Raw genomic sequence first — 17198 nt, 5'->3', positions numbered from 1 at the left:
CGCCTCAGCCGTACGCGCCTCGGCGGTGAGCGGCACGGAGACCGCGCCGACGGCTGTGGTTCCTTCCGTGGAGGCCTGGTCGGAGTTGTCGGTACAGGCGGCCATGACCACGAGCAATACAGCTGCGGCGACGGTGCGGGACACCGTGAGACGCGCGTTCATACCCTCATGCTCACGCCGTTGGCACCAGAGCGCACACCCACAGCTGAACGATCTGGAAGCCGCTTCCAAAAGCGGTGTTCTCCACCACGCTGTCGGCGGTGCAGGGCAATACCCGCCTGGTCTCCGGCGGCCTGGCGGAGGAGATCGCGCGGCTGCGAGCCGAGCGCCGGGACGGCAACATCGCAATCGGCGGCCGCGTTGGGGCTGATCGACCAGCACCGGGCCAGGGCGTACCCGGTGCTGGTCGGCGGGGGCATTCCGTTCTTTCCTCAGCGCGAGCGCCGGGTGGATCTCGGACTCGTCGAGACTCGCACCTTCAGCTCGAGAGTCGTCTACCTCCGCTACCGCGTGGCGCTAGAGGTTGTCCCGTATGGGGTGTGTGTTATCCCAGGTTGTGGAGCCGGGCGATGCCGAGCATGGCCTGGTGAACTCCGTCGCCCTTGAGCCGGCAGTCCCGCAGGATCTTCCAGTTTTTCAACCGCGACAGGGCGTGTTCGACCCGTGCACGGGCTCGGCGGTGGACGGCGTTCTCTGCTTCCTGCTGTGGGCTGAGGTGGCTCTGGCCTCGTCGTTTGCGGTGCGGGATGAGCAGGCCGGTTCCCTGGTAGCCGCCGTCGGCGATGGTCGGGGCTCCGCGGCAGGTCCGGTCGACGCCGGACTCCGTGAACGCCCGGCAGTCGTTGCGGCTGCCGGGCAGCGGGAGCCCGATGGCCACGACCAGGCGGCTGTTGGCGTCGATGACGACCTGCAGGTTGGTCGAGTAGCGGTAGTTCTTGCTGGAAGCGGCGACGCTGCGGTCACGGGTGGGCACCAGGGTGCCGTCGACGATGTAGACGGTGTCCTTACGCGGCCGGCGGGCCAGGGAGATCGCCAACAGCGGCGCGAGGTGATCGAGAATGCGGTCGGCCGCGGACTTCGAGACCCCGAACAGCGGCGCCACCTGCCGCAATGTGAGATTCGTGCGCCAGTATGTCGCCACCAGCAACACCCGGTCCTCCAAGGACAACCGCCACGGCCGACCACGCTGCACGTCACCACCGCGACGCCGCACCAGCGCCACCAGCCTGGCGAACTGCACCTCGGTCAGACCCGAGAACGGCTCGATCCACTTCGGATCATCTGCTGAGATCACCCCACCCATGCCCAGCCAACGCACCAACCGCACCACCGGTTACGGGACAACCTCTAGGTGTATGAGGCCAGGACGTTGGTCACGCCTGCGCGTAGTCGCAAAGCTGGCGGTTGTCCTCCAGCTGCACCGTGGGGTCGGTGGTAGTTGTAGTGGATGTTCCAGACGCTGAGGGCGTCGCTGCGTTGATCTTCGGAGACCCAGCTGCGGGCGTAGAGGAACTCTTCGGCGATGATCCGGTTGTAGCGCTCAACCTTGCCGTTGTGGCGAGGTGTGTACGGAGTTATGCGTTGGTGACGCGCGCCGAGCAGGGCGCGGGCGAACGTGCCGGCGCGGTAGCAGGCGCCGTTGTCCGTGACGATGCCTTCGATGTGGGCGATGCCGTGGGCTGCAAACCACGCTCTAGCCCTGTGCAGGAAAGCGATGGCGGTAGCAGCTTTCTCGTCGGGCAGCACTTCGGTGTAGGCAAGCCGACTGAAGCCGTCGACGGCGGAGTGCAGGTAGACGTAGCCGCCGCGTGCACCCTTGTTCTTGCGGCGCTCGACGGTCTTGGCCTGGTGGCTTCCGCGTCCGTGGACTCGCCAGCCGCCGCCGTCCGGGATCCGGCCGACCTTCTTCACGTCGATGTGGACCATGTGTCCCGGACTGCGAGCGATGATCCTCCGCGGTTCCCGGTTTGTGTCGCCGCTGGGATCGATGAACCGGCGCCGGTTCAGGCCGAGGGCGTGCAGATGCCGCGACACGGTGCGGCGACTGAGCGTGATCCCCTCGGCCTGGAGCTCAAATGCGATCCGGGACGCGGACCACTTCTCGGCATGGCGGAGTGCCTCGATCCTGGCCACGACCGCAGAGCTCGTCGCCGTCGGCTGGCGTCGAGGTGTTGAAGAACGGTCCAGCAGACCGAGTTCACCGTGCCGACGGTACCGATTGACCCATTTCGACGCGCACGCACGGGAGATGCCCATCTCGGCCGCCACGTGGGCGATTGGGCGGTGCTGACAACGCTGCACGAGTCGCAGCCGCCCCTCGGGAGACAGTGGGGCATTGCGGTGAAGCACAGGCATTCCCTAACGCCAAGGATCGAGGGCGAGCTTGCCGCGGGTCTGGCCCGCTTCGAGTTCCTGCAGCACCATCGCCCCCTCAGCCAGAGGGTGAACCCGGGGGGTGCCCGGCGCGTACACGCCGTGGGCGATGAGGGCCTCGATCTCGACGAGCAACGACTGGTAGAGCGACGGGGCCGCGACCGCCAGTGCACCGATGTGCAGACCCTTGACTTGGACCTGGTGGGTGAAGACCAGGTCGTGGGTGGTCAGGGTGGCGTTGCCGGAGGCGGCGCCGAACACAACGATGCGTCCGGTGAAGGGGTTGGTGACGGACAGGCTGGTCTTGAACGTGGCCTGTCCCACTGATTCCAGGACCAGATCGACACCGCCGGTCAGGCGGGTGATCTCCTCGGCCAGATCAGGGCGTCGGCTGTCCAGGATCTCGTCGGCGCCGAGCGCTTTGGCGGTATCGTGCTTCTCCGGTGAGGCCGTGGCCATCACGCGTGCGCCGTAGTGGCGGGCGAGGCGGACGGCGGCCTGCCCGACGCCTCCAGCCGCGGCATGTATGAGGACTACCTCACCCGTCTTGATGTCGCCCAGCGGCTTCAGTGCCGCCAAGGCGGTGGCCCAGTTCAGCACCAGGCCGAGGGCTTCGGCGTCGCTCCAGCCGGACGGCACGGGAAGCACACCCGCGGCCGGCATCGTCATGTACTGCGCGAAGGCGCCCGGGCCGACTCCGATGACGTGCGTGCCAAGCTGCAGCGGGCTGTCGACCTCCGGGCCGACACCCACGATCTCGCCGGCGGCCTCAAAGCCCGCCGCATAGGGTGCCTGCGGGCCTCCTCCGTAGGTGCCATGGGTCTGCATGACGTCTGCGAAGTTGACCCCGGCGGCACCGACGCGGATCAGGTACTCGCCTGGCCCCGGGGTAGGGCGTCGATGATCGGTCGTGAGGGTCAGATCCTTCGGTCCCCGGTGCGACCGCTGGACCAGGGCTCGTATCGTCTGCTCAGCGGTTTGCTGCTGCTCGTTGATCTCCATGCACCGAACGTAGGAGTCTGACACTTGCGTCAAGGTCAAGCGGCGGTCAGAGATCAGTACGGCGGGCCTCTCGCAGGTAGACGTCGAGTGCCGCCTGCTGATCGCTGAGAACCGCGATGCGAGCAGCGAGCCGATCGCGATAGCTCTGCACCTCGTTCAGGAACTCCGTGCACACCACGTCGGTGCTGGCATCGGATCCATCGGTGAGGCTGGGCAGGACTTCCCTGATCAACCGCACGGGCAGCCCGGACTCCAGCAGCGAGCGGATGACGAGCACCCGATCGATGGTGGACTGGCAGTAGTCGCGGAATCCATTGCTGAAACGGCCAGGGACGATCAGGCCCTCATCCTCGTAGTGCCGCAACGATCGCGCGCTCACACCGCTGACTCTGGAAGCTTCGCTGATCATCACACCTGCAGCCAACGTCCAGGAGCACCGCAGTCTTCCAGCACTCGCTGCGACGAGTTGAGAACCTGCTCAGGCGTCAACAACCTCATGTCCCGCAACATCTAGGCGCTCCGCGGACGCAGCGCCCCGACGTCTTCTTCGCAGCGGCCTTCTGCGCACCCGTCTTCTTGGCGGACTGCTTCTTCGCCGTCGACTTCTTCGCGCCCGTCACCTTCTTCGGCAGCTGGTGCACGTCGGCCGGCTCTTCGCCGCAGGAGGCCTTGGCCACGGACTCGTCGAGGGCGGTCATCAGGTCGAACACCTGGCCGCCCTGCGCCTCACGCTCGGGAGCCTTGGGCAGGGGCTTGTCCTCGCGCTTCGCCTGGATGGTCTCCGCCAATGCGTCGCTGTACGTGTCGCGGAAGTCTTCGCCTTCCAGGTCTTCGCGGGCCCTGCTCGAATCACGCATTCCTCAGCAGAGTCCTGAAGGCCGATGCACTATGAATGAAATTCCGGTAGCCCTCGGCGATGCGGATGGGGTCGATGGACTCCAACGGCACGAAGACCTCGATCTCGATCGCCTTGGCGGTCAGCAGGTGCAGCTCCTGCAGTTCTGCGTCGCTGATCGGGATGACCTGCGTTTTGGTCAGCTCGTAGCCCTTGCCGATCTCATCGGTCGGGACCTCACGGTCCTCGACCTCGCAGTACTTGCGCACCCGGAGACGGCCCATGTCCTCCAGGTGGTACTGGTGGAAGCGGATGCTGTGGTCCAGCACGAGCCTACGGACGCCACGGGCGCTGCGCATGCGCGCGCACGACTTGGCCCGCACCCTGGTGCCATGGCCAGCGCACAGCCGATCGTCATCTACCCGCCCGCCGAGGACGGTGGCCGTCGAGTTCGTGTCGATGATCGGTTCGTCGGGATGGCGTACGGGCTGCTGGACATCGTCGAGTTCCTGCGTCTCTCGGGCTTGGAGGACGTTGACGACGCCTGGGTCCGGCAGTCCAGGCTGATCGAGTGGCGGGGCAACGGGCCGGACAACTGGGAGCGCTGAACAGAGCAGTAGCGCTCGGCGATGGCCCTGACCTCACGTTCCCGAGCTCCCCGCCCACGATCACACTGCTGATCCTTTGGTGGCATACCAGGCACAGACACCTCCGTACGGGCCCGCCCTCCCGGTGGGCCCGCTTGCGTACCGGGATGCCGCCTACGTGCTGCGCGGGGTCAGGCGTTTCACCTCCTGGGCAGCATCGCGGGCCGCCTGTTCAGCCTGGGTGCGCGCGTCAGCGGCCGCGTGGCTTCGTTTCCCGGCTTCATCCTGCTCGTGGTCGGCTCGCTGGAGCTCCTTCCGCGCCTGTTGCAGCTGCTGCTCGGCAGCGGCCACCTGCTGCTGCGCTTGGGCGTAGCGGTCGCGGGCCCGCTGTAGTACCGCGTCGGCGTCGGCTTGTTCGGCGCGCTTGTCGCGCAGCCGCTGCGCGGCCTCTTCGGCTGCTCTGCGGGCCTGATCGAGCCGTTCCTGCTTCTGGCGGCGCCGTTCGGCGAGTTCGTCGGCCTTCGTCCGCGTCCGGGCCGTCGGCGGCGGGGCCGTCTGTCGGGCCGGCTTCTGCGGAGCGCGGGCCGCCGGGGCGGGTGCGGTGCCGGAGGGGAACTCCGATGACGGGGTGAGGGCGCTCTCCAAGCGGCCGCTGGCCCATCGGTCGGCCGCGTCCGGATCCGCGAGCACGGCGCGCAGGGTGGATTCGACGTCCTGCTGCACCGTGTCCGACAGCCGATGCCCGGCCTCCTGCGCGAACCGGGCGGCCTGCTGGGACAAGGCGAAAACGATGCGGCGACGCTGCGCGGAGAGCTCTTTGATCCCGGTGGTATCCAGGGTGCGGTAGGCCTCGCGCAACGCCCGTCCCAGCTCGAGGAATTGCTGGCTCTCCTCTGGCTGAGAGCGAAGCAGCAGGTTCGCGGCCCAGGCGGCCAGGGTGGGGCGGCGGGCTGCATGGATCCGGCGGGCGTCCTCCACGCGGCCGGCCGTCTTGGCCGCGGCAGCCAGCTCCTCACGACGGGCGACGAAGGCGGAGGGCGGCGTGGCGTAGAGCTCGTCGAGAACGGCCTCCACATCCGGCTCCGTGCCGCCCCGCACGGCCTTGCGCGTGTTCAGGGTTCCCACACCTCCGGCCCGCCTTCATGCCACTCGATCAACCCCGACTCGGCGACATCCAGTTCGTCCCCGCCGGTCAGGCCGGCGTTCTGCAGGAACACGGTGAGGTCGTGGAGGCTGTACGCGGTGCCGAGGATCCGATCGTCGATGCGCACCTGCGGCCGCCAGTCTCCGACGGCAGGTAGACGATCACGCGGCGCTCGGACATGGCACCAGCCTCACCCGCGCCAGAAACCCGCGCATCCCAGCCGGCCCGGTTTCTGATCTCTCCGTCCGCGTCCGCGCTCCAGGCCCGGGATATGGGAGCGGACTGGCTCTCCACGTCGAACTGCGTGGGCGTCTCGGAGGGGCTGCACACCGGAGATATCCAAGTCGCCCTCGGGAAGGCGGTCCTGGGGCTTGATCTCGGTGTCCCAGGCGCTCCGTCCGGTGTCCTGCTCGTCATCTTTGTGTCCGGCATCCCCGGCGTCGTCGAGGTCGGCGGCCTCGTCCTCGCCGTTCTCTTCCAGACCAAGAGGTTCGTCGTCCTCGGAGTCGTCCTCGTCGGCGGCGCGTTCGTCGTCCTTGCCTTGACCGCCCTGGCGGTCCTTCTCGCCCGGTTCCGCCTCGCTGCCGTCGATGCCGCCGGAGGTCTTCGCGCTCTGCTTCCGGTTCTCCTCGTCGCCCTCGCCTTCCCGCTCCCGCTCGGCGGTGGACTCGGCCTCCTTCCTCCCGGCCTCGCGCTCCTCCTCGCGGCTGCCGGAGTCCTTCTCGCCCTCCTTGTTCTGCTCCTCCTCGTCCTTCCCCCGGACTCCTCCTGCTCCTTCTTCTCTTCCTTCCCCTCCGCTTCCTGGTCGTCCCTCTTCTCCTGTGCCTCCTTCTCGCGGACGGATTCCTGCCGGGAGTTCTCCTCGTCCTTCTTCTTCTGCTCCTCCTTGTCCTGCTCCTGCCTCTTCTACTTGTCCGAGTCCTTGGCGTTCTCCGCGTTCTCCGCGTTCTCCTGGTGCTTGCTGTCCTGTTCGCGGGCGCTGCGGCCGTCGACGGACTCCCGCTCGCCGGACTCGGTGCCTACGCCCTTGCCAGAGCCGTTGGAGCCCTTCGGGCCGGCCGCCCTGCCGCTGCCGCTGCCGCCCCCAGCGTTGCGGTCGGGCGTGTTGTCCTGGTCGGGGGCCTCCGCCGGCATAGGCGGCCGCGGCCGAGTCAGTGCACGGCCACCCTGCACAATGCGGGTCCCTCAGGTCTATGTCCCACAGGAGCAGATTCGCCATGTGCCTCCCACCGTGCCGCGTTACGGGGTCGCACCGGCACGCGATGTGAGCAGAGCGTGCAGGCCACCGCGTGTCCGGTTCTAGGCTGACGGTACGAGAGCCGCGTGGGAAGGGGCCTTGGTGTCCACGCCGCACCTGTCGATCGGCCGCACCACGCGCTACTGCTGGCGCAGGGAATGCGTATACCTCACTCCGGCGACCGGAATCGTCCGCCGCAGTTCGCGATGATGGCGGTAGAGGCTCTGCCGCAGTAGATCCGGTATTGCTGCGGGTAGCAACCTGACAGGACGCCAAACAACGAAGGTCCGATGGTCCAGTCGTCACACTGGTTCGGAATCGTTCTCGAGCTGGCTCGTCTTGGCTCGCAGCCATGCCGTCAGCTGGCGGACGCGTCCGTCTTGCTCGGGTGATTGACGGCTGAGGAGGTGGTAGCTGGTGCCGTCGGGGACGAAACCGAAGGGTGCGACGAGTTGGCCCCGCTCCAAGTCGTCGCGGACGACGGCATACGGAGCGATCGCGACCCCGACGCCCGCCGCGGCAGCCTGGAGAGTCAGGTAGAAGTGCTCCAGGGTCTGCTGGGAGGCGGGCTCTGCTTTCATGCCGGTGATACGTCGCCAGTCGTCCCACGCCTGCGGCCGTGTGCTGGTATGCAGAAGGGTTACCTGCGAGACGCCGGCGGCGCCGGTCAGGCGGGCCGCGAGATCGGGCCGGCAGACGGGTCCGATCCTCTCCGCGAACAGGCGGGTCCAGCTCACCTTTTCGGGGAACGGGAAGTCATCCCGGCGGATCGCGAGGTCGATGTTGTCCCGCTCGAAGAAGACAGGGCCGCCGGCTGCGGACAGGTGGACGGCGACGTCCGGCACGTTCACGGCCAGGTCGGGGAGCCGGGGAATGAGCCATCGCATCAGGAGTGTGGGCTCACACGACAGGGTGAGCGGTCCTGCGGGTGTGCGGTGTGCGATCTGCCGGGCTGCCGCATCGATCTGATCGAGTGCGTCTCTGACGACGGCCGCCAGCTGGCGCGCCTGCGGGGTCGGGCGCAAGGCGCGTGTCTGCCGCTCGAACAGTGATATCCCAAGGGACCGCTCCAGGTTCTGGACCTGTCGGCTCACCGCGCCGTGCGTCACATGCAACTCCTGTGCCGCCGCGGTCATGCTCGCGTGCCGGACCGTCGCTTCGAAGGGCAGAAGCGTATTCAGAGGAGGAAGGGCTGACCATCGCATGCGTGAACTTTACTCACAGGTCCTGTGAGAATGAATCGCTTGTCCTGCTCCTTCAGCTGAATGACTATTGATCCGGTCACAGTAAAGGGTGGCTGACGGAGAGGTGGGGCATGACATTCCGCAACGACGAGCTGTCGGGCATCGCCATCCTGGCGGATGACCTCACCAGCGCCGGGGACGGTGCCGCGCCGTTCCGCCAGGCCGGTCACGACGCCCGGATCCTGCTCACCACCACGGCAGGCATGCCGGGGCACGCCGTGGGCGTGAGTGCGGTTGACCTCGGGAGCCGGGTGCTGGACGAGGAGGCTGCCGCTTCGAGTACGTGGCGGGCGGCCCGCCTGTTTGCCGGCTCAGAGTTGCTCTTCAAGACGGTGGATTCCACCTTGCGCGGTCATGTCGCGGCAGAGGTCCGGGCCGCATGGGCGGGATCGCGGAGGCGGGCCGTCGTCATCGCTCCTGCCTTCCCCGCGGAGGGGAGGGTGACGGTGAAGGGGGCCCAGTACGTGCGGGGTCTACCGGTCCACGAGAGCGACTATGCCCGCGACCCGGTACATCCCGTGCGGTGCTCGGACCTCACCGTGCTGTTCCCGGAGGCCGTTCTCAGTCAGCCGGACCGGGCAGCCGAGCTGCCCGAACTGATCGCCAACGGTGACCTGATCGTCTACTCCGCCGCCGAAGACGGCGACCTCGACCGCCTGGTCGCAGCGGTGCCGCGACTCGACGACGTGCTGTGGGTCGGCTCCCCAGGTCTGGCGGCCGCCCTGGCCCGAAGGTGCGCACGCGCTGCCGGCAGCGCTGCTTCGGTGCCCGCGCCCGCCCGACGCCCGCTGATCGTCGTCGGCAGTGCCAACCCGGCGACCCGGCGGCAGCTGGCCGCGCTCCGCGCCCGGGCGGATGTCGAAGGGGTCACCGTCAGCGGCGATCCGGCCTCGGCAGTGGAGACGCTGCGCGGCCTGACAGCCCCCGTCCTCACCCTCCAGACACCCGACAAACGCCAGACGCCACAGACCGCGCGAGCACTCGCCCGCTCTCTGGCAGCAGTCGTCCAGGCTCTCGCCGAAGAGCACAGGGTCGACGCGCTCATCGTCACCGGGGGAGAAACGGCCGCGACCGTGCTCCAGATCCTTGGTGCCACCGGCATCGCCCTGCTCGACGAACCCGAGCCCGGCGTCGCCCGCGGAACGCTGCTCGGGCAGCTCCCCCTCCCCGTGCTGATCAAGGCGGGCGGCTTCGGCGACGACGCCATGCTCCTGCGCCTGTGCCACCTCATCCGACATCCCCTCGCCCCAGGAGAGCACGCATGACCCCGATCGCCATCACCATGGGCGACCCCTGCGGAATCGGCCCCGAGATCACCCTCAAGGCGTGCGCCGATCCCCGGCGCACCGTGCCCGTCGTCGTCATCGGCGACGTGGGCGTCCTCGCCCGCGCCGACCGGGTCGCCGGAACGGACCTCACCCTTCGCCCCATCTCATCCGTCGACCAGGCGGCGTTCGCGCCCGGCACGGTGGACGTCCTCACCGAGGACGGCCTTCCGGCCGACCTGCGCTGGGGCACGCTCGACGCCCGCGCCGGAGCGGCGTCCTTCCAGTACGTCCGCCGCGGTATCCAGCTCGCCCTGGCAGGCGAGGTGCGGGCCCTGGTTACCACGCCGATCAACAAGGAAGCACTGCGCATGTCCGGCGTCCCCTACCCCGGGCACACCGAGATCCTCGCCGACCTGTCCGGCACCAAGGACTACGCGATGATGATGGCCACCGACGAACTGCGGACCGTGCTGGTCACCGTGCACCAGTCCCTGCGCACCGCGATCGACGCGATCACCACCGCACGCGAACTCGACATCATCCGCCTCACCCACCGCACACTCCAGCGCGGCGGCTTGCCCGCCCCGCGCATCGCCGTCGCCGGCCTCAACCCCCACGCAGGGGAGAACGGCCTGTTCGGCCGAGAGGACCTGGACATCATCGCCCCCGCGATCCAGGCCGCGCAGAGCGAAGGCATCCAGGCCAGCGGCCCCTGGCCCGCCGACACCGTCTTCATGCGAGCCCGCGCCGGAGCCTTCGACGCCGTGGTCGCCCAATACCACGACCAGGGCCTCATCCCCGTCAAGTACCTCGGGATCGAACACGGCGTCAACATCACCATCGGCCTGCCCTTCGTCCGCACCAGCGTCGACCACGGCACCGCCTTCGACATCGCAGGTCTCGGCACGGCCGACCACACCAGCCTGCTCACCGCCCTGACCCACGCCGACCGCCTGTCCTCAGGGACACCGGCCCGCCCCTGACCACCGACTCACACCAACCCGGAACAGAAAGCCGAAGGACACCGTGGACTTCATCTTCATGCTCACCCGCAACGACCGCACCGTCACCGACTGCCTCGACGTCCTCGACACCATCAAAGACCTCGGCATCACCCACATCGGATTCAAAGACATCGGCGTCAACCGCGACACCCTCTCCCAACTACACGCCCGCATCAAGGACATGGGCGCCACCACCTACCTCGAAGTCGTCAGCACCGACCGGGACCAGGCCCTTGCCTCCGTACGGACAGCCACCGAACTCGGCGTCGACTGGCTGATGGGCGGTACCTGGATCAAGGAGACCCTCGATCTCCTGCACGGCACATTCATCGGCTACCTGCCCTTCGCCGGAGAACCCCTCGGCCACCCCACCCGCCTCGCCGGCACCCCGGACCGCATCACCGACGACTGCCGACAGGCAGAAGCCGCCGGCTGCGCCGGCATCGACCTCCTCGCCTACCGCGCCACCGATGCCGACCCCCTCGACCTGGTCCGCGCCGCCCGCGCCGCCACCACCGGCCGCCTGGTCATCGCCGGCTCCATCACCAGCACCGACCAGATACACGCACTCGCAACAGCCGGAGCCGACGCCTTCACCATCGGATCCGCCGCCTTCGACGGCTCCCTTCAGCCCCACGCAGGGACTATCCGATCCCAACTGGCCCCCGTGGTCGGCCTGTAGCGAGAGCCGCCCCCGGGGCCCCAGAAGAAGCGACGCAGAGCGCCCCGTGCGTGCGGGAGCGGTCACCGCTTCGCCGTCCGGGACGCAGCGGCATCCGCCCGGGCACGAGGACCGAGGAAGGTCACGGGCGGGGTGAGGTCGAGTCACACGGCCATCGGCTAGATCTCTTGACTCCCCCTAAGCCGCTGCCACTCTCTGTGCCAAATACCAGCATGGTGTGCCAAGATGTGGCACGACGAAGCGTCCGAGGGCTGGGTGGATCCCCGAACCTGGGACGAATGCGAGCGTGGGGGCCCCAAGGGCGCGCCCCCTCCAAGTCGCCACCAAGCATCCTCGCGCTCGGGACCCAGCTTGCGGCCCGGCGATACGAAGGGAAATCCTGTGTCAGCTGGGAGGAAGCGCGTCGCCGTGGTCGGCGTGGGAACGATGGGCAGCCAGGCCGCCTGGCGGCTGGCGGCACGGGGCGCCGAAGTCGTCGCCTACGACCGCTTCGCCCCCGGCCACGACCGCAGCGCCGCAGGTGGCGAGACCCGCGTCTTCCGCAGCGCACACTTCGAGGACACCCGGTACGTACCGCTGCTCCAGCACGCCGACGCCCTCTGGGGGCAACTGCAGCAGGAGACCGGCCGTGAGTTGCGCCGACTGACCGGATGTCTGCTCATGGGGTCCACCGAGGAACAGCAGATGGCCACGGTCCTCGAGTCCATCGCGGAGCATGACCTCGACCACGAGGTGCTCGACGCGGAGGCCTTGGCGAAACGTTTCCCTCAGTACCGGCTCGAAGACGGTGACGCCGTCGTGTTCGATCGACGCGCCGGCTTCATCCGACCCGAACTGACCGTTCAGAGCGCCGCCCGCCGCGCCGAGCAGCTGGGCGCCGTCATCCATCGCTACACCACGGTCCGCGAGATGGTTCCCGTCGCGAACGGCGTGGAGATCCGCACCGACGCCGGCAGCGAGCGTTTCGACGCGGCCGTGGTAACCCCGGGCCCCTGGGTCAATGACCTGCTGCCCGGCCTGCCGTGGGAGGTGGAGATCCGCCGTCTGATCAGCGCCTGGTTCGTGCCCACCACCGACGCCTGGTTCGGCGAGGAGCGCCCCGCCTTCATCCGCACATCACCCACCCACTGCTACGGCCTGCCCTCCCCGGACGGGGTGTCGGTCAAGCTCGGCCTCTCCCAGGCCCTGCACAAGCCCGCGGGCGACCCCAACCAGCTGAACCGGACGGTGCGGCCGGAGGAGCTGGAGATCTACAGCGAACTGATCGGCCGCTACCTGCCCGACCTGCACCCCGACCCGACCCGCCTGTCCGTCTATATGGAGGGCTACACCCAGAGCAGCCGCCCGCTGGTCGGTCCGCTGCCCGGGACCGGCAACGAGAACGTGATCCTGCTCGCCGGTTTCTCCGGCCATGGCTTCAAGCTCTCCCCGGCCTATGGAGACATCGCCGCAGACCTGGCGCTGAACGGCAGCTCGCCTCAGCCCGTCGACTTCATCTCGACCGCCGCCCGCGCCGCGGCCTGAGTTGTCCCCCACCACCATCCGGCACATGCGACAAGGAGAACCACATGGCCAGTAGGAGACGTGTCGCCGTCGTCGGTACCGGCACGATGGGCAGCCAGGCCGCCTGGCGGCTGGCGGCACGGGGCGCCGAAGTCGTCGCCTACGACCGCTTCGCCCCCGGCCACGACCGCAGCGCCGCAGGCGGTGAGACCCGGGTCTTCCGCAGCGTGCAGACCCACGACGGCCGCTATGTGCCGCTCGTCCGGCACGCCGACGCCCTCTGGAAGCAGTTGCAGGCGGAGACCGGGCGGGAACTGCGCCGCCTGACCGGAGCCCTGGTCATGGGGCCGGCCGACGACCCCGAGATGCGTACCGTCATGGACGGCATCGCCGAGCACGGCCTCGACCACGAGGTGATCGACGCCGAGGCGATGGCCAAGCGCTTCCCACAGTTCCGCGTCGACGACGGAGACCTGGTGGTCCTCGACTCCCACGCGGGCTTCATCCGCCCCGAGCTGACGGTCCAGACCGCGGCCCGACGTGCCGAGGAACTGGGGGCCCAAATCCGCCGCTACACCCCGGTGCGGGAAGTCACTCCCGTCCCCGGGGGAGGCGTGGAGATCCGCACCGACACCGACACCGAGCGCTTCGACGCCGCAGTCGTCACCCCCGGCCCCTGGGTGGGCGACCTGCTGCCCGGCCTGCCGTGGGAAGTGAACGTCTACCGCGCGATCAGCGCCTGGTTCCTGCCCCACGAGGACCACCCGGCAGACGCCGAGCGTCCCGCCTTCATCCGCTGCGGCGACATCCCCTTCTACGGCATCCCGTCCCCGGACGGCCTGGCCGTCAAGCTCGGCCTGCCCCAGCCCCACCACAAGCCCGTGGACGACCCGAACCGACTGAACCGGACCGTCGCACCGGAGGAACTGGAGTCCTTCACCACGGCGGTGCGGCGCCACCTGCCCGGCCTGAACCCCGATCCGGTGCGCCTGTCCGTCTTCATGGAGGGCTACACCGACAGCACCAGGCCGCTGGTCGGCCCCCTGCCGGGCTGCGACGACATCGTCCTGCTGGCCGGCTTCTCCGGCCAGGGCTTCAAGATCTCGCCCGCCATGGGCGACATCGCCGCGGACCTCGCCCTGGAGGGCCGCACCTCCCAGCCGATCGACTTCATCACCACAAACGGCCGCACCGCGGCCTGAGCCCGAACGAGGAAAGCCATGACGCTGACCATCGGCCTGCTGAGGGCCGAGCCCGGCCAGAAGACCCGCGGGAGCCTGCCCGCCGACCTCGGCACCACGACAGTGGAGGTGCCCCTGATCCTCGTCAACGGATCCCGACCCGGCCCCAGGGTCGTGATCACCGGTGGCGTCCACGGCGGCGAGTTCATCGGCGTCGACGCCGCCACCCGCCTGGCTGGGCTGCTGGAACCGGACGAGGTCGCCGGCCAGGTGGTGATCTGCCCCGTGGCCAACCCCCCGGCCGTCTACGGGGGGAGGCTCAACATCTCCCCGCTGGACGGCGTCAACATCAACCGCGTCTTCCCCGGCGACAAGAACGGCGGCCCCACCGACCGGATGGCGGCCTGGCTGTTCGAGCACCTGATCGACGGCGCCGACGCCTACGTGGACCTGCACAGCGGCGGCATCGACCAGCATCTGCTCGACTTCGTAGGCTACCGACTGACCTCCGACGACGAGCTGGGCGGGAAGATCAAGGCGATGGCCCACGCGGTCGGATACGAGCGAGTCATCTTCGGCACCAGCCCGGACGGCGGCAACAGCCACGCCGCGGCGAACCGGCAGGGTGTCCCCGCGATCCTCGTCGAGACCGGGCAACTCGGCGACCGTGACCCCGCCACCGTGCGCAGGCTGCTCGACGGCCTGTACCGGCTCCTGCACCACCTCGGCGTCATCGAGGCGCCGCAACACCTCGCACCGGTGACCGTGCAGCCGCGCGACTGGATCTGGACGGGCGAGGTCGAGTCTCCGGTCGCAGGCCTCTGGTACCCGGACGCGGCCACCGGTGACGAGGTGGCCGAGGGGCAGACCATCGGCCGCATCATCGACCCGGTCGACGGCGCCGAGCACAAGGTCGCCGCCGTCTCCACCGGAACGATCATCTACTGCATGAACGGGCTCTCCGTCCGCCCCGGCACGCACCTCGCCGCCATCGCCACCCCCCACGACTGACGGACCTCCTACCCGCCCACTGAACCGCCCCCATCCCACTGAGCTGGTCCCCATGCCCTACTTCCAGGAGATTTGTCATGACTAATGCCCAGATCGGTCGTAGAGCGCTCCTGCGCGGAGCAGGCGGCCTCGCCGCCCTCGCCGCCGTGCCTTCGCTCGCCGCCTGCGGCACCGGCACCAGCCGCGTGTCGTCCGGTTCGGGTAAGGGTGGCGGGAAGACGGTGGTCGTCCGCGACAGTGGCGGTTCCTACGGGGCGGCCCTGCAGAAGGCGATCTACACGCCGTTCACCCAGGAGACCGGCATCAGTGTCAAAGTGCTGAACCTGGACGACGCTCCGCTGCTGGCCCAGATCAAGCAGGGCCGCCCGCAGTGTGACCTCATCAACAACGCGATGATGTCGCACTACAAGTATGTTGCTCAGGACGCTCTGGAGACGCTGGACCTGGACCGGGTCAAGAGCGTGAAGAGCGCGAAGATCCCCGAGAACCAGATCACCGACCACGCCATCGGCAACAGCTTCTACGGTCAGTGCATCGCGTACCGCACCGATGCCTTCGGCGGCCGCAAGCCCGAGTCGTGGGCGGACTTCTGGGACACCAAGGCGTTCAAGGGTGACCGCGCGATGGTCCACCCCGACGGCGACCTGCCCGAGCTGGAGTTCGCGCTGCTGGCCGACGGCGTCCCCATGGACAAGCTGTACCCGCTCGATGTGGACCGCGCCTTCAAGGTGCTGACCCGGCTGCGGTCCCACATCAAGAAGTTCTGGGACAGCGGCCCGCTGCCCGGCGTGCTGCTCAGCCGCCAGGAAGTGACGATGTCCACCGTCTGGGACGGCCGGGTCGCCGATATGAAAAAGCAGGGCACCCCGGTCGAGCGGCAGCTCAACGGCATGCGCCGCCAGTTCCAGGGCTACGCCATCGCCAAGGGCGCGGCCAACACGGACAACGCCTACAAGATCATGGACTTCTCGCTGCGTGCCGAGATCCAGGCCAACCTGGCCAAGGCCTTCCCCTCGAACCCGTCTTCCCCGCTGGCCTACGACAAGCTCACCGAGGACGAGCGCAACGCACTGTCCGGTGCGCCGAAGTACTACGACAAGGGCTTCGACGCGGACATCGACTGGTGGCTGAAGAACGAATCGGCTGTCACCAAGCGCTGGCTGGAGTGGGCTCGCGGCTGAATTCGGTGTCGCCACACCGACGCGTCAAGGTGGCCGGCGCCAAGCCGGCCACCGCCACCGGCAAAGCACTGTCGGTAGTGGCCCTGCGCAAGACCTACGGCGACGTCGTCGCTGTCGACGAGGCGTCCATGGAGATCGCCGGGCCCTGGTCTACCGCCCGCCGGTCATCCTCATGGACGAACCGCTCGGCGCCCTGGACAAGAAGCTCCGCGACCGCCTCCAGATCGAGATCAAGAGCATCCAGCAAGAACTCGGCCTGACCGTCATCTATGTGACGCACGACCAGGAAGAGGCCCTGGTCATGTCCGACCGCATCGCGGTCATGCGCAACGGCCTGATAGAGCAGTTCGACACCCCCGGGGAGCTGTTCGAGCTGCAGAAGACGCCCTTCATCGCGGACTTCCTCGGCGCGGCCAACTTCCTGCCCGGCCGCATCTCGCACTCCGAACTGGCCGGCAAAGTGCTGCTGTCCCGCAACGCGGTGCGCCAGCGCATCGAACGGCTGGAGCGCGGGGGACACATCGCCGGCTACACCACCGTCCGCGCAGGCGGCGACACCGGCGATGTGGTCTCCGCGCTCGTACTCGTGTACCGCCAGTACCGTATGCGCGGTGGTGATGTCCTGGCCGCACTCAAGCGCATTCCGGAAGTCGTCATCTGCGAGATCTCGGCGGTGACTTCGACATCATGGTGCGCCTGGAGGCGGCCTCGCTGTGACGTAAACGGGGCGCCTGGGAGGACATCGCCCAAAATACCGGGCGCACGGGACACGGTCACGGCGCTCACCCTGTTCAGGGTCGTCAACCGCCCGCGAGGAGAGCAGGGGCTAAGTGCAGCGGGGTGAGCTGCGCGGTGGCGTGTTCCCGGCCGAGCAGTCCGCCCCGGGCCACGGTCCACCACGTTCGTCCCGTCGCGAGGGCCTCTTTCGCAATCCAGACGGCGGCCG

At 68.5% G+C, this 17198-nt stretch carries 19 protein-coding genes and 1 pseudogene; 11 read left to right on the top strand and 9 right to left on the bottom strand.

The window, feature by feature from the left end; genetic code table 11:
• Positions 1-212: 212 nt before the first annotated feature.
• Positions 213-606, top strand: a pseudogene (locus tag G6048_RS49860) (dihydrofolate reductase family protein); the annotation flags it as partial.
• On the opposite strand, the gene G6048_RS25015 reads toward G6048_RS49860, so the two are convergent.
• The 6 genes from G6048_RS25015 to G6048_RS49850 all read right to left on the bottom strand — a co-directional run bounded on the left by G6048_RS25015 (position 545) and on the right by G6048_RS49850 (position 4539).
• Complete coding sequence (locus G6048_RS25015) at positions 545-1303, bottom strand: transposase (protein WP_165341837.1); 759 nt, start codon at positions 1301-1303, stop codon at positions 545-547. The pseudogene G6048_RS49860 and the gene G6048_RS25015 sit on opposite strands and share 62 nt — an antisense overlap.
• A gap of 44 nt (positions 1304-1347) precedes the next feature.
• Complete coding sequence (locus G6048_RS25010; RefSeq protein WP_165341839.1) at positions 1348-2349, bottom strand: IS481 family transposase; 1002 nt, start codon at positions 2347-2349, stop codon at positions 1348-1350.
• A gap of 9 nt (positions 2350-2358) precedes the next feature.
• A complete protein-coding gene (locus G6048_RS25005; protein WP_165341836.1) occupies positions 2359-3375 on the bottom strand; it encodes an NADPH:quinone oxidoreductase family protein in 1017 nt (338 codons plus the stop codon).
• Positions 3376-3421: 46 nt separating this feature from the next.
• On the bottom strand, positions 3422-3784 hold the full coding sequence (locus G6048_RS25000; RefSeq protein ID WP_165341835.1) for a MerR family transcriptional regulator: 363 nt from the start codon (positions 3782-3784) through the stop codon (positions 3422-3424).
• Between the two features lie 85 nt (positions 3785-3869).
• Entirely contained in the window at positions 3870-4232 is a 363-nt protein-coding gene (locus G6048_RS49855; RefSeq protein ID WP_235990263.1) for a Ku family protein, read from the bottom strand.
• The gene (locus G6048_RS49850; RefSeq protein ID WP_328826900.1) at positions 4225-4539 is read right to left on the bottom strand and encodes a Ku protein; all 315 of its coding nucleotides are present in this window, start codon (positions 4537-4539) and stop codon (positions 4225-4227) included. The genes G6048_RS49855 and G6048_RS49850 overlap by 8 nt, the downstream gene beginning before the upstream one ends.
• A 63-nt stretch (positions 4540-4602) precedes the next feature.
• Between G6048_RS49850 and G6048_RS24990 the strand changes: the two genes are divergently transcribed.
• A complete protein-coding gene (locus G6048_RS24990) occupies positions 4603-4818 on the top strand; it encodes a hypothetical protein (RefSeq protein ID WP_165341834.1) in 216 nt (71 codons plus the stop codon).
• A gap of 153 nt (positions 4819-4971) precedes the next feature.
• Here G6048_RS24990 and G6048_RS24985 read toward each other — a convergent pair whose 3' ends face one another.
• Together G6048_RS24985 and G6048_RS24980 are read right to left on the bottom strand one after the other, a co-directional pair.
• Entirely contained in the window at positions 4972-5922 is a 951-nt protein-coding gene (locus tag G6048_RS24985; protein ID WP_165341833.1) for a hypothetical protein, read from the bottom strand.
• Positions 5910-6068: a hypothetical protein gene (locus tag G6048_RS24980; protein WP_328826898.1), complete on the bottom strand. Its 159-nt coding sequence runs from the start codon at positions 6066-6068 to the stop codon at positions 5910-5912. Before G6048_RS24980 ends, G6048_RS24985 begins: the two co-directional genes overlap by 13 nt.
• Positions 6069-6212: 144 nt before the next feature.
• Here G6048_RS24980 and G6048_RS24975 point away from each other — a divergent pair, with 144 nt between their 5' ends.
• Positions 6213-7244 carry a hypothetical protein gene (locus G6048_RS24975; protein ID WP_165341832.1) on the top strand — a complete coding sequence of 344 codons (1032 nt, stop codon included), beginning with the start codon at positions 6213-6215 and terminating at the stop codon, positions 7242-7244.
• 236 nt (positions 7245-7480) lie between these two features.
• Here the strand turns inward: G6048_RS24975 and G6048_RS24970 are convergent, their stop codons facing one another.
• The gene (locus tag G6048_RS24970; RefSeq protein WP_165341831.1) at positions 7481-8383 is read right to left on the bottom strand and encodes a LysR substrate-binding domain-containing protein; all 903 of its coding nucleotides are present in this window, start codon (positions 8381-8383) and stop codon (positions 7481-7483) included.
• A gap of 110 nt (positions 8384-8493) precedes the next feature.
• Here G6048_RS24970 and G6048_RS24965 point away from each other — a divergent pair, with 110 nt between their 5' ends.
• From G6048_RS24965 to G6048_RS51475, 8 genes are all read left to right on the top strand, one after another.
• Positions 8494-9687 carry a four-carbon acid sugar kinase family protein gene (locus G6048_RS24965; protein ID WP_165341830.1) on the top strand — a complete coding sequence of 398 codons (1194 nt, stop codon included), beginning with the start codon at positions 8494-8496 and terminating at the stop codon, positions 9685-9687.
• Positions 9684-10673, top strand: coding sequence for a 4-hydroxythreonine-4-phosphate dehydrogenase PdxA (gene pdxA, locus G6048_RS24960; RefSeq protein ID WP_165341829.1), 990 nt, complete (start codon positions 9684-9686; stop codon positions 10671-10673). The genes G6048_RS24965 and pdxA overlap by 4 nt, the downstream gene beginning before the upstream one ends.
• 43 nt (positions 10674-10716) lie before the next feature.
• Complete coding sequence (locus tag G6048_RS24955) at positions 10717-11376, top strand: beta/alpha barrel domain-containing protein (protein ID WP_165341828.1); 660 nt, start codon at positions 10717-10719, stop codon at positions 11374-11376.
• A 381-nt stretch (positions 11377-11757) separates the two neighbouring features.
• A complete protein-coding gene (gene solA, locus G6048_RS24950; RefSeq protein WP_165341827.1) occupies positions 11758-12900 on the top strand; it encodes an N-methyl-L-tryptophan oxidase in 1143 nt (380 codons plus the stop codon).
• Positions 12901-12944: 44 nt separating this feature from the next.
• On the top strand, positions 12945-14081 hold the full coding sequence (gene solA, locus G6048_RS24945) for an N-methyl-L-tryptophan oxidase (RefSeq protein WP_165341826.1): 1137 nt from the start codon (positions 12945-12947) through the stop codon (positions 14079-14081).
• 18 nt (positions 14082-14099) lie between these two features.
• A complete protein-coding gene (locus G6048_RS24940) occupies positions 14100-15071 on the top strand; it encodes a succinylglutamate desuccinylase/aspartoacylase family protein (RefSeq protein WP_165341825.1) in 972 nt (323 codons plus the stop codon).
• A gap of 77 nt (positions 15072-15148) precedes the next feature.
• Positions 15149-16252 carry an ABC transporter substrate-binding protein gene (locus G6048_RS24935; protein ID WP_165341824.1) on the top strand — a complete coding sequence of 368 codons (1104 nt, stop codon included), beginning with the start codon at positions 15149-15151 and terminating at the stop codon, positions 16250-16252.
• 172 nt (positions 16253-16424) lie between these two features.
• On the top strand, positions 16425-17096 hold the full coding sequence (locus tag G6048_RS51475; protein ID WP_328826893.1) for an AsnC family transcriptional regulator: 672 nt from the start codon (positions 16425-16427) through the stop codon (positions 17094-17096).
• Positions 17097-17198: the final 102 nt, after the last annotated feature.

It is taken from the genome of Streptomyces ureilyticus (assembly GCF_011045025.1).
Lineage (GTDB): Bacteria > Actinomycetota > Actinomycetes > Streptomycetales > Streptomycetaceae > Streptomyces > Streptomyces ureilyticus.
The sequence above is the reverse complement of the archived record's forward strand: the minus strand, read 5'-3'. Positions and strand labels throughout refer to the sequence as shown.

Coding starts and splice junctions, on each gene's coding strand:
- G6048_RS25005 (WP_165341836.1), bottom strand. CDS start 3,375: ATGGAGATCAACGAGCAGCAGCAAACCGCTGAGCAGACGATACGAGCC.
- G6048_RS24965 (WP_165341830.1), top strand. CDS start 8,494: ATGACATTCCGCAACGACGAGCTGTCGGGCATCGCCATCCTGGCGGAT.
- G6048_RS24990 (WP_165341834.1), top strand. CDS start 4,603: ATGGCCAGCGCACAGCCGATCGTCATCTACCCGCCCGCCGAGGACGGT.
- G6048_RS25000 (WP_165341835.1), bottom strand. CDS start 3,784: ATGATCAGCGAAGCTTCCAGAGTCAGCGGTGTGAGCGCGCGATCGTTG.
- G6048_RS24975 (WP_165341832.1), top strand. CDS start 6,213: ATGGGAGCGGACTGGCTCTCCACGTCGAACTGCGTGGGCGTCTCGGAG.
- G6048_RS24970 (WP_165341831.1), bottom strand. CDS start 8,383: ATGCGATGGTCAGCCCTTCCTCCTCTGAATACGCTTCTGCCCTTCGAA.
- G6048_RS49855 (WP_235990263.1), bottom strand. CDS start 4,232: ATGCGTGATTCGAGCAGGGCCCGCGAAGACCTGGAAGGCGAAGACTTC.
- G6048_RS51475 (WP_328826893.1), top strand. CDS start 16,425: ATGGACGAACCGCTCGGCGCCCTGGACAAGAAGCTCCGCGACCGCCTC.
- G6048_RS24935 (WP_165341824.1), top strand. CDS start 15,149: ATGACTAATGCCCAGATCGGTCGTAGAGCGCTCCTGCGCGGAGCAGGC.
- solA (WP_165341826.1), top strand. CDS start 12,945: ATGGCCAGTAGGAGACGTGTCGCCGTCGTCGGTACCGGCACGATGGGC.
- pdxA (WP_165341829.1), top strand. CDS start 9,684: ATGACCCCGATCGCCATCACCATGGGCGACCCCTGCGGAATCGGCCCC.
- G6048_RS25015 (WP_165341837.1), bottom strand. CDS start 1,303: ATGGGTGGGGTGATCTCAGCAGATGATCCGAAGTGGATCGAGCCGTTC.
- G6048_RS24940 (WP_165341825.1), top strand. CDS start 14,100: ATGACGCTGACCATCGGCCTGCTGAGGGCCGAGCCCGGCCAGAAGACC.